The 9783-nt window shown below is 69.9% G+C and carries 14 protein-coding genes and 1 pseudogene; 5 read left to right on the top strand and 10 right to left on the bottom strand.

The window, feature by feature from the left end:
* The 3 genes from AB0J67_RS36645 to AB0J67_RS36635 form a co-directional block, all read left to right on the top strand.
* Window positions 1–927: YcaO-like family protein (locus AB0J67_RS36645; RefSeq protein ID WP_363489627.1), on the top strand; the 927-nt coding region annotated here is incomplete at its 5' end.
* Window positions 928–935: 8 nt separating this feature from the next.
* Window positions 936–1289 (top strand): hypothetical protein, encoded by a 354-nt coding sequence (locus tag AB0J67_RS36640; RefSeq protein WP_363489625.1) that lies wholly within the window; start codon window positions 936–938, stop codon window positions 1287–1289.
* An 8-nt stretch (window positions 1290–1297) separates the two neighbouring features.
* The gene (locus AB0J67_RS36635) at window positions 1298–2539 is read left to right on the top strand and encodes an MFS transporter (RefSeq protein ID WP_363489623.1); all 1242 of its coding nucleotides are present in this window, start codon (window positions 1298–1300) and stop codon (window positions 2537–2539) included.
* 307 nt (window positions 2540–2846) lie between these two features.
* Here the strand turns inward: AB0J67_RS36635 and AB0J67_RS36630 are convergent, their stop codons facing one another.
* The 8 genes from AB0J67_RS36630 to AB0J67_RS36595 form a co-directional block, all read right to left on the bottom strand.
* Window positions 2847–3164 carry a hypothetical protein gene (locus AB0J67_RS36630; RefSeq protein ID WP_363489621.1) on the bottom strand — a complete coding sequence of 106 codons (318 nt, stop codon included), beginning with the start codon at window positions 3162–3164 and terminating at the stop codon, window positions 2847–2849.
* The gene (locus tag AB0J67_RS36625) at window positions 3164–4081 is read right to left on the bottom strand and encodes a pre-toxin TG domain-containing protein (protein WP_363489619.1); all 918 of its coding nucleotides are present in this window, start codon (window positions 4079–4081) and stop codon (window positions 3164–3166) included. Before AB0J67_RS36625 ends, AB0J67_RS36630 begins: the two co-directional genes overlap by 1 nt.
* Window positions 4078–5295 carry a hypothetical protein gene (locus AB0J67_RS36620; RefSeq protein WP_363489617.1) on the bottom strand — a complete coding sequence of 406 codons (1218 nt, stop codon included), beginning with the start codon at window positions 5293–5295 and terminating at the stop codon, window positions 4078–4080. The genes AB0J67_RS36625 and AB0J67_RS36620 overlap by 4 nt, the downstream gene beginning before the upstream one ends.
* Window positions 5240–5923: a DUF6789 family protein gene (locus AB0J67_RS36615; protein ID WP_363489615.1), complete on the bottom strand. Its 684-nt coding sequence runs from the start codon at window positions 5921–5923 to the stop codon at window positions 5240–5242. Before AB0J67_RS36615 ends, AB0J67_RS36620 begins: the two co-directional genes overlap by 56 nt.
* Window positions 5924–5965: 42 nt before the next feature.
* Entirely contained in the window at window positions 5966–6130 is a 165-nt protein-coding gene (locus AB0J67_RS36610; RefSeq protein ID WP_363489613.1) for a hypothetical protein, read from the bottom strand.
* A gap of 58 nt (window positions 6131–6188) precedes the next feature.
* Window positions 6189–6533 carry a hypothetical protein gene (locus AB0J67_RS36605; protein WP_363489611.1) on the bottom strand — a complete coding sequence of 115 codons (345 nt, stop codon included), beginning with the start codon at window positions 6531–6533 and terminating at the stop codon, window positions 6189–6191.
* A 9-nt stretch (window positions 6534–6542) separates the two neighbouring features.
* Window positions 6543–6650, bottom strand: a complete 108-nt coding sequence (locus AB0J67_RS36600) for a hypothetical protein (RefSeq protein ID WP_363489629.1) — start codon at window positions 6648–6650, stop codon at window positions 6543–6545.
* A 154-nt stretch (window positions 6651–6804) separates the two neighbouring features.
* Window positions 6805–6948: a hypothetical protein gene (locus AB0J67_RS36595; RefSeq protein WP_363489609.1), complete on the bottom strand. Its 144-nt coding sequence runs from the start codon at window positions 6946–6948 to the stop codon at window positions 6805–6807.
* A gap of 287 nt (window positions 6949–7235) precedes the next feature.
* Between AB0J67_RS36595 and AB0J67_RS36590 the strand changes: the two are divergent.
* Window positions 7236–7421, top strand: a pseudogene (locus AB0J67_RS36590) (IS110 family transposase); the annotation flags it as partial.
* Window positions 7422–7586: 165 nt separating this feature from the next.
* Here AB0J67_RS36590 and AB0J67_RS36585 read toward each other — a convergent pair.
* Together AB0J67_RS36585 and AB0J67_RS36580 are read right to left on the bottom strand one after the other, a co-directional pair.
* Window positions 7587–7910, bottom strand: a complete 324-nt coding sequence (locus AB0J67_RS36585; RefSeq protein ID WP_363489607.1) for a phosphotransferase — start codon at window positions 7908–7910, stop codon at window positions 7587–7589.
* A 168-nt stretch (window positions 7911–8078) separates the two neighbouring features.
* Window positions 8079–8720, bottom strand: coding sequence for a carbonic anhydrase (locus AB0J67_RS36580; RefSeq protein WP_363489605.1), 642 nt, complete (start codon window positions 8718–8720; stop codon window positions 8079–8081).
* A gap of 380 nt (window positions 8721–9100) precedes the next feature.
* On the opposite strand from AB0J67_RS36580, the gene AB0J67_RS36575 reads away from it, so the two are divergent.
* Window positions 9101–9619 (top strand): hypothetical protein, encoded by a 519-nt coding sequence (locus AB0J67_RS36575; RefSeq protein ID WP_363489603.1) that lies wholly within the window; start codon window positions 9101–9103, stop codon window positions 9617–9619.
* The last annotated feature ends 164 nt before the right edge of the window (window positions 9620–9783 follow it).

Genomic DNA, 9783 nt, shown 5'->3' with positions numbered 1-9783 from the left:
TCCGACCTGGTCGTACAGCGGTGGGCGGCCGAGTTTCCGGACTCCGTCGCGGCGTGTGCCTCCTACGGCGAGGTCCGTTATCCCACGTTCCTCACCGACCCGCGCTACTACCGCTGGCCGGTGGCGGGTGACGACGTCCGGCCGTACCGCAGTCTGCTGCGGTACTCGTCCAGCCTGGGCACTGCGGCAGGCGTTGACCTGGCAGAGGCCGTGTATCACGGCCTCTGCGAGCTGATCGAACACGACGGTCTCGGGCAGGCGCTGCTGCGCTGGTACGTCGCCGGAGTGCCGGACGTCGGCCTCGTGCCCGTCGAGGATCTGCCGGACGGGCTGCGTTCGCTGCACACGGAGGCCGTACGGGCGGCCGGCGCGCCGGTGCACCTGCTCGACGTCACGACCGATCTGGATGTGCCGGTGTACCTGGCGGTCAGCCCAGCGGCCGGCGGCGAGCCGACCCGGCTCGGGGCCGGGGCATCGCTCTGGGCGACCGACGCCGCGTCGCGCGCCCTCGGCGAGCTGATCCAGGTCTGTGCGCTCTCCTCCTCCGCCGTCGGTTCGCCTGCGGTCCAGCGTCTGGCGACCTGGCAGGCACTGCAACGCTGTGCCTTGATGCCACTCGACGAGCTGCTCTCCGGCCCGGTGCGGGCGGTGCCGCTACGCGCGGATGTGGCCGGTGACGGCAGCCCGGGTTGGGGGCTGGAGCAGGTCCGGCGGGCTCTGGCCCGTCACGGCATCGGCTACCACGTGTGCGAGGTCGCGCCAGTCGGCTCACCGATCGCGGTGGCCACCACCGTCGCCCCAGGACTGGAGCGCTTCAGCCTGGTGCGGCACGGGGTGCCCGTCATCCCGACCGGGCGGGGCTGGCACCTGTGGCCGTCCCCGGGCCGGGCGACGATCACCCGACCAGTTCCAGCTCCGACGAGATGAGGGAAAACATGTCTGTTGACGACTCCTGTTTCCGTGCCGGTGACGAGGAAGGTGAGCTGATGGCTCGTCGCTTCGGGCCAGGTGGTCCCGGCTCCTTGTGCTTGCGCCCCGGCGACGAGGACGGTGCGTCGATGGTCGGTAAAGTGGAGCCCGGGGGCGGCGGCCAGATGTGCCTCCACCCCGGCGACCAGGACGGTGAGCCGGTGGCTCGTCGTATCGAGCCCGGCGGTGGCGGCGCAGCGTGCTTCCACCCGAGTGACGACCAAGGCGCGTCGATGACCCACCTCGCCGACGATCTGGCGGCGGACCTGCACCTCGCACTGACCAGCATCGACGAGCGGCAACTCGCCGTGCTGGCCTGAAGCAGGCGGTGACGCAGCGCCTCGAGACAGCCGGCGTCGACGGACGCCGGCTGTTCCACCGTGACTTCTCCTTCTGGTACCTCGCCCGATCGATCTCGGTCGCCGGGACCGCCGCCAGTGCCGTCGCCCTGCCGCTGCTGGTCTACCGGACGAGCGCCTCCCCGACGCTGACCGCGGCGGTGGTCGGCCTCGAAGCCCTGCCGTACCTGTTGTTCGGGCTCTTCGCCGGCGCCGCCGCGGACCGTCTGCGGCGCAAGCGCATGATGATCAGTGCCGATGTGTGCTGTGCTCTCCTGCTCGCCACCGTGCCGGTCGCCGCGCTCTTCGATGCGCTGGCCTCCTGGTACCTGCTCATCGTGGCGTTCGGCGTGGGCTGCGGTTTCTGCTGGTTCGACGCCGCAGCCTGGGGTGCCTTCGTCCGCATCGTCGGCAAGCCCGGGGTCACCCGGGCGAACAGCCTCATCTGGTCCACCGAGATCGTGCTGGAGATCGCCGCGCCCGCCACCGCCGGACTGCTGGCCGCGATCGCCGACCCCACCCTGGTGCTGACCGTCGACGCCGCCACCTACCTGGTGTCCGCCGCGCTGCTCGCCCAGATCCGGACAGGGTTGGACCCGGAGCCGGCGGTGGCCCGCCGGCTGCGGGCCGAGATCGCCGAAGGAGTGCACTACCTCTGGCGAACGCCGGTCCTGCGTACGCTGACCGCTGCGGGCTTCGGCCTCAACGTGGCCGCCGGGGGCGTGCTGGGTCTGCTCGTCGTCCACGCCGACCGGGCTCTCGACGTGGGGCCGGAGGACCAGCGCCTGGGGCTGCTCTACGCGGCCGCCGCGGTCGGCTCGCTGGTCGCCGCCTTCATCCTGCCCCGAGTCAGCCGCTGGGCCGGTCAGGGGATGGTGTCCATCACAGGGCTCGCGATCTTCGGCGCGGCCCTCGTCGGATTGGCCGGCACGTCGGCATTCACCCTGGCGTTGGCCGGGTGGGCCATCTGGGCCCTGGCGCGCCTGACCGTGAACGCGAACGGCATCACCGTGCGCCAAATGCTTACACCCGATGCGCTGCAGGGCCGCGTCAACACCACTGGGCGCATGCTGGCCTGGGGCGGCACTCCCTTCGGCGCTTTGATCGGTGGGCTGGCCGCAGACACCTACGGGGTCCGGGTTGCCTACCTGATGCTGGCTGCGCCCATCGTGATCAGCCTCGCCCTGGTCATCGCCTCGCCGGTACGTGGCCTGCGCATCGCGGTCGACTGATCGACGGACTCTGCGCCGGGTGAGCGGGCTGGGTTGATGTGCGACGACCTGGACCCGGTGATGTCGACGCTGCGGTTGGGGTCGGCGCCGGCGTCGAGCAGCAGTTGCACGGCCATGCTCGGAGTGGGTGGCCCGCCGACGACGGTTTGACCCATCGACGACCTGTAGCCCTTGGGGATGCCCGACCGTGGCCGGCGCGCGGTTGTGTGTGAGCCGGTCGGTGCCGCAGGCCACGGTCGGGCGCGGCCCGGCCGTCCTGCTCACCAGCCACCACGCCCGTTCCGCGGGGAGCCTCGTACGCGCTACGTCAGCTCACGCCGTCGGTGAGGCGGGTCAGGTCGCGCAGCAGCTGGAGTACGGCGGGGCGGTCGGGAATGGTGTCCGGCAGTTCCTGCTCGGCCCGAGCCACGAGTTCGGTGCGGATCCGGCGCAGCACCTCGGCCCGGGTGTCGGGGTTCAGGTCCGCCAGGCCGAGCCAGCCGAGGTTGTCCTCGACGATCTCGTGCATGTCGGCCGCGGCGGCGGTGTCGGGTAGATCCTCGGCGAGCTTCTCGACGGTCCAGTCGAACAGCCAGCCGGCGGTCGACCAGCGCCTGTCGGGGGTGACGGCGATCGTTCCGGACATCAGTTGCCTACCAGGAATGCTCGGGGCCCGAGGCCGTTGTCGGTGATGAACTTCTGCACTTTAGCGATCTGGTCGGGGGTGAACTGGGAGACGTCCACGGGCACGTAGTCGGCCTTGGCGAGGTGGTCCACGATCCTGGTCTGGAGATTGGGCCACTGCTGGTCGAAATGGCGGGCGGGGAAGTTGCCGACGGCGTCGTACGTCTTGCCCGTGGCGGTGTCGACCCAGTCGACGTTCGGGTTGGTGGACCGGCTCAACTGGGCACCGGTCGCGTCCTCGACCCGCAGCGCGGTCTCGCCTTCGGCCGCCCGGTAGCGGCCGGTGGCCGGGTCCATGCCGAGCTCGCGCATCCGTGCCTCGCGTGCCGCCTCCGCCGCCCGCTCAGCCTCCCTGGCGCGCTCGGCGTCACGAGCAGCTTCAGCGGCGCGTTCGGCATCCCGCGCAGCCTCGGCGGCCCGCTCGGCGTCTCGCGCAGCTTCGGCGGCGCGTTCGGCGTCTCGGGCTGCTTCTGCCGCGTCGCCGATCCGGTCGGCGGCACGGCCGACGTCGGCGATGTCGTCGATGGCGCGGCCGCCCTTGGCGATGGCCGCGGCGACCCCGGCGGCGCCGCCGATGACCGGAACGATGCCGAGCAGGCGCTCCCACCAGGCCAGTTCCTGGCCGGTGATGAGGTCCTTGCCGGTGATGGCTTCGATGACGCCCTTGACGGTGCCGACGCCGGGCACGAAGTCCAGGCCGACGCTGAGCAGCACGCCGAACAGCACCGACAGGCCGACCAGCGCGGCCAGGGCGGCGCGGGCGGTGTAGTAGCAGTCGGACATGCTGCCGCAGTTGTCGGCGTACGCCGCCCCGGGCAGCACCATCACGGCGGCCGCGCCCGTGGCGGCGGCGAGCGTCAGGCGGGCGGCGGTCCTCATCGCGTCTCCTCGGTGCTGCTGCCACCGGCCGGTGCCGGGCCCGCCCGGTTGCCGGCGGTATGGGGGCTGAGCAGGGTCATCAGTACCGCGGCGATGACGGCCAGCAGCAGGAACGGCAGGAAGCTGGTCTGGTCGAGGAACAGCGGCACGATGACCACGCCGAGGATGTACACCGGCACCATCGCGACGATCAGCCGGATGATGCGCGGGATGCGGGCCAGGAACCGGCCGTAGGCGCCGAAGTCGAACGGCATCAGGGGGCTGGTGATCACCTGTGCGCCGAACAGCACGGCGAACGCCAGCCCGGCCTGCCACGGTGCGGCGTACAGACCGGACAGCAGCGCGGTGAGCAGCAGCGCGCGAGCCAGCAGGCGCAGCACCAGCGGGATCCGCGAGGTCAGCGGGACCACGGGCGTCGCGGTGCGGAACCGGTCCTCCAGCGCGGTCATCCGGTCGGGTCCGGCGTGCCCGATCGGCGCGGCCAGCACCGCCTGCGCGACGGCGCGGGCGAGGGTGGCGGTCACGGCCAGTGCGACGATCCAGCCGCCGCTTTCCTGCGTGGTCGACATCGCCTCGACGGTCGGGATCGCCCCGGCCCACACGAAGACCGGTCGCACCAGCAGCGGCGCGGACTGGGTCCACACCCAGACCAGCAGCCCGGAGATGACCACCAGCGCGCCCAGTCCGACCAGTGCCCGCACCGCGCGGGGCACCGAGGCCGGGAGCATGAACTCGGCCGCGAACGACTTGGCGGCCAGCGGCACCCCGACGGCGAGCATCCCGAACAGGAGGTAGGTCAGCAGTTGGGAGCCGAGCTGCGCGGGCAGGTCGAGCAGCCCGGCGGTGCGGTAGGTGCTCCACTGCGGGTGCTCGCCGAGGAACAGGTCGCCGACGGCGAAGCCGAGCGTCAGGTAGGAGCCCAGCGCGCCGCTGACCGCGCCGACGACCGCGGCGAGCAGCAGCAGCCACAGCGCTTCGGTGAACACGTGCTCGAAGCCGGGGTGGAACGCGCCGACGACCAGTCCGACGAACAACATGGCCGGCGGTGCGATCAGGCCGATGAGGGGCCGCGAAGCCAGGTACAGCCCGTCGACGCTCGCGGTGGCCAGCGCCGCTGACAGCTTGCGCAGGGTCAGCGGGACGCCGACCCAGATCGCGTCAGCGGCTCTGGTCAGCGGGTCGGGCGGGTTCACCGGCAGGGGTGTCGCCGTCATGTTCTCCCCATCTCGTGCTGGTGAGCAGGTGGCGGGCGAGCCAGCCCAGGACGATGCCGTACACGATGTGGCCGGTGATGCTCACCGACAGGAACTCGTCGAGGGCCTTGAGGCCCAGCCAGCCGGGGTACACCGAGACCATGAACGTCTCCAGGACCAGTGCCCAGGCGATGGCGGGCCAGATGCCGCGTCGGCCGAGTGCCACCGTGTAGGCGACGCCGAACGCGACGCCGTTGCACAGGTGGAACGCGACGCCGAGCCAGAACACCCACGGCCGGTCCTGGTCGGTCTCGGCCAGGGCGAGGCCGAACAGCCGCCAGGCCTCGAACGGGCGCAGTTTCAGCCCCGCGAACTCGACCAGGGCGATCCGGACCGCGTCGTAGGCCAGCGTCGCGGCGAGCCCGGCGACCGCTCCGACGGCGATGCGGCGCAGCACCCGCGCCCGGCGGGCATCGGGAAGCCGGCGGATGACGACCGTGGCGACGATCGCTGCGGTAAGCCCAAGGGCCAGGAACGTCCAGCGCAGCGACACTCCGGACAGGATGTAGACCAGCAGCGCGGCCCCGCTGGCGAGGAAGACGGCCGCGACCGTCCATTCTGGTCGGAAGCCGCGCCCGCCTGCTGTCACGCGGATACCGTAGGGACTGATCGTCGCGGATGGAACAGAGTGTCAGCCAGCCGACATCGTTGCTGCGACCGGCCCGCTCTGCTCGGCGGGCCCAGGGGCCGTCGACCGCCGGTGGTCTTCCAGCGTGATCCCGACGAGACCGTCGGCGGCGTAGCCGAGCCGCACCCGGACCGCCTCCACGACGAACTCGTCAGCGGCCGCCTTCACCGGCTCGCCCAGGATCGCCGCGGATCAGGTCGTCGCTCGGCGGCCCGGCGCGACCAGCTCAGTTTGCTTCCATCGCGTCGGCGCGGCGTGTCAGGTCTGCTGCGATGTCGTCCCAGTCTGGGCCGTGAAGCCAGAGATTCTGCGCGGCCTCCCGCATCAACGCTGGGTTGTCAGGTCGCTGCAGGAGCACCAGCCGATACGCAAGATTGCGCACCCACACGGGAAGAAGGCCATCGACCAGATGCGGGCAAAGCCCACGCAGCATGGCAAGGATCGAGTCCGCATCAGCGAAGGTCAGCTCTTCGACGAAGTAGTGCTCGTGGTGCTCGTAGCCGCACTCCGACTTCTGCCGGTACTCGTCGCCGTAGAGACACCGAGCGTGCTCGGTAAGGGTGCTATGCATGTCCAGAGCTTAAGATGCACCGGCCGCCCGCTCAGCGATCTCGCGCAGGTAGGCGATCAGCTCCGGCGGCTCGTGCACCTCGAACTCGCAGCCGAGTGTCAGCAGCCGCCAGGCCAGCCATTGCAGTAAGGGCTGGATGATCCGCGGCGGGCACCTGCAACCCCCTCGATCTTACTTAGGGGCTGCGACGTGGACCCGACCGCCGACGCGTTCGATTCCTCGAAGCCGGAGCGGCCCGTACGATGCCCACGTCGGGCCGTCGACGCAGTGTTCAGGCCACCAGGTCCGTGGCGACGTTCCAGAGCCGCTCGGCGTTGGCGGTGTCAAGGGCGTAGTCGGCCACGCCGCGGTGGTCGCTCGGGCGTTCGGTGACGACCTCGGCCTGTGCTCCGTCCTCGGAGTAGCGGCCGCCCACGCCTTCCCGCAGCGGCGACCCTGCGAGCAGTACGGAGGTGGCGGCGCTTGGCCGGGATGCTTCCGGCGCTCGGGAGGGGTTTCAAGCCGCCGGTGTGTTTCTGCAAGCCGGTCGCGATGGCGCCGGGTTCAGCGCGTTGGCGTAGATGTCTTCGTCTGCCCACCGCCGGGTCGCTTCCACCGCGAGCAGGATGTCTGCGGTCTTGGACTGGCCGTAGGCGACGAAGGGGTCGTAGGGGCGGAAGTGGAAGTGCAGGTCGTCGAAGACGATCGGGGAGAACAGGTGGCAACCGGGCTCTACATCTGGCCGTCGTGGTCCGGATGCGCTATTGCCAACGCACTCGCGCCTACGTCGCCCGCCGCACGACGGAAGGCCTGGCCAAGCCCGACATCATGCGCTGCCTCAAGCGATATCTCGCCCGCGAGGTCTATCACGCGATCAAGGCCGACTTCCAAGCGCTCCATCGGGCTTGACTTGTATAAGAGCATCCCGATAAGCCGGAGAGATGGTTAGCAGGCTACGACCTGCTCAAGGGTGGTGTTCACAGGGTCGGGTGTATCGACGTTCTTTGTGTACCAGGCAGCCTCGCGGCGGTCGGCGAGCCACGGATGGTCGCGCCGGGCGCGCAGCACCTCGATTCACCGCTCCTCTATGTCGGTGCGGGGTAGGACGAGGTCGGCGATCTCGTGCACGGCACGCATTGCCGCCGCGATCGCGTCGGCGTCGTCCCAGGTTGCTTGGCGGCCGTCGAGGAAGGGGAACAGCGCAAAACGACGGCCAAGATACTCGGATGTGTAAGAGCCGTCGAGGGTTCGCTGCTCCGCAGGAACGGGGATCCCCCGGGCAGCCAGCTCAGCGGTCAGCGCCAGTGCGGCATCGCTGTCGGGCTGCTGACGCCAGAGTTTCACCAGCCAGCGCCCTTCAGCGAAAGTATCCGCTTCGAACCCCCTCGATGCGGCCACAGCTCGCCGACCTCGACACCGAAAGCATCCAGGACCTGAGCCGCCCCGGGCGCGGGTATGAAGCTCCACACACCACGGGACGCTACCGTCGCCGGGCAAACGGCCGGGGCGGGCGCAAGGCTCTCCGCCATTGGCACCGCATCCAGGACCACGTGAGTAGATCAGCGATCAGGTCGCGGAGATGGTGGTGAGGTCAAGGCCGCGCGCCGCCACCACCTGGGCGCTGCCGTCGGCCAGCCGGTAGCACAGACCCACGACGGCCGCCTGGCCTGCTTCCACCCGTTCGGCCAGCACCCGGGAGCGGTCCAGAAGAAGATCCACTGTGTGCCTGACGTGCTCAGCCAGGATTTCATCGGGCTCGAACAGGCCTGCGGCTCGGGCCGCCAGCACGCTGGGCGTCACCCGCTCGACGACGTCGCGGACGTAGCCCGCTGGTGCGATCCCGTCCTCCAGTGCGGCGCATGCGGCGGCCACCGCGCCGCACGAGTCATGGCCGAGGACCAGCACCAGCGGGCAGTCGAGTACGTCTGCCCCGTACTCGATGCTGCCGAGCACCTCCGCGCCCATCACGTGACCCGCGGTGCGCACCACGAACAGGTCACCCAGGCCACGATCAAAAATGATCTCCGCCGCGAGCCGGGAGTCGGAGCAGCCGAACACCACGGCGAACGGGCGCTGGCCAGGCGCGATCTCGGCCCGACGGGTCGCGTCCTGGTTCGGGTGCTCCGGCGCGCCGGCAACGAAGCGCTGGTTACCGGCGAGCAGCAGCTCGAAGGCTTTCTGAGGGGTCGGTGATTTGATCTCGGTCATGGTCGCAGTCTAGGTGGCCAGGCAGCGCGTCGCGGTCGGTGGATACGCGGCCAAGGCCTTGCCGGCGTCGCTGACATCGGTGGTGACCAGCGTGTGGCAGGTCGGTGTCCCACTGACGATGGCATGGCGATTTCATGTGCTTCATCTGCCGCACCATGACGTCGACCGCACTGGTCTGCCGCGATCCGCTCTGCTCAGGTTTCGCCCGAGGGTGCCCTGGGCGAGCTGCGGTTCGGTTCGGTTCTGCGGGGTAACGCGGCGTTCCTTCGGCCGATTTGCCCAATACAACACACTCGTCGATATAGGGCTTTATGCTCCATTTGAACCGCGGGTTGCAGATGCGCCGACGCGTCACCTGACGTTGCCGAGGAAGGTCTCGTATGGAGAAGAAGCTCACGCCGCAAGAGTTCGCGGAGAAGCTCTCGCGAGACGAGCTGCGGCCTCCTGTGGTCCTGACCGGAATGGTGAAGGCCTCCGACGAGAGCCCGTCGACCGAGATCATGTTCGCGCCCGGCACCAGCTGTGGGGACTGGATAACCGTGCCGCTGGACTCCATCGCATGCGTGGAGGTCCGCGATGTCTTGTGCTGCGACGATCACAGCCATCCGCTGGTCGAGCTGACGTTCAAGTCCCCGCAGTCGCCGGAGGGCGTCATGTACGCGGCGCTCCTGAGCCGTGCCACGAAGCAGAAGAGGATCGCCAGGGTGGTGAAGCCGCATGGCGAGAAGCCGGCACCGGTCCGGCCTGAGGGCGGCTGCTGCGGCAGCGAGTCTTCGGTCCTGTCGGAATGTGCCATCCACTGCCCGCCGACGATGCAGGACCCGTCGGGGCGGTTCTGCATCTACTCGTGCAGCGATCTCGGCCACGGCTCGTACATCTGCTACTACGAGCCTTGCTGACCACCTGCCGCCGAGAAACGGGCGCACCTGGCTGACGACCGCCACCGCCCGGAGGTGTCCCGGCATGCGGTGGTCGAGCCGCATGATGCGGCTATGCGCAGCGCCGTGACCACGGCGGTCACCGGGTTGGCCGCCGTGGCTGCGCCCGCTCGCGGAGGCCAACC

This window comes from Catellatospora sp. NPDC049609, assembly GCF_040675365.1.
Classification (GTDB): domain Bacteria; phylum Actinomycetota; class Actinomycetes; order Mycobacteriales; family Micromonosporaceae; genus Catellatospora.
The sequence above is the reverse complement of the archived record's forward strand: the minus strand, read 5'-3'. Positions and strand labels throughout refer to the sequence as shown.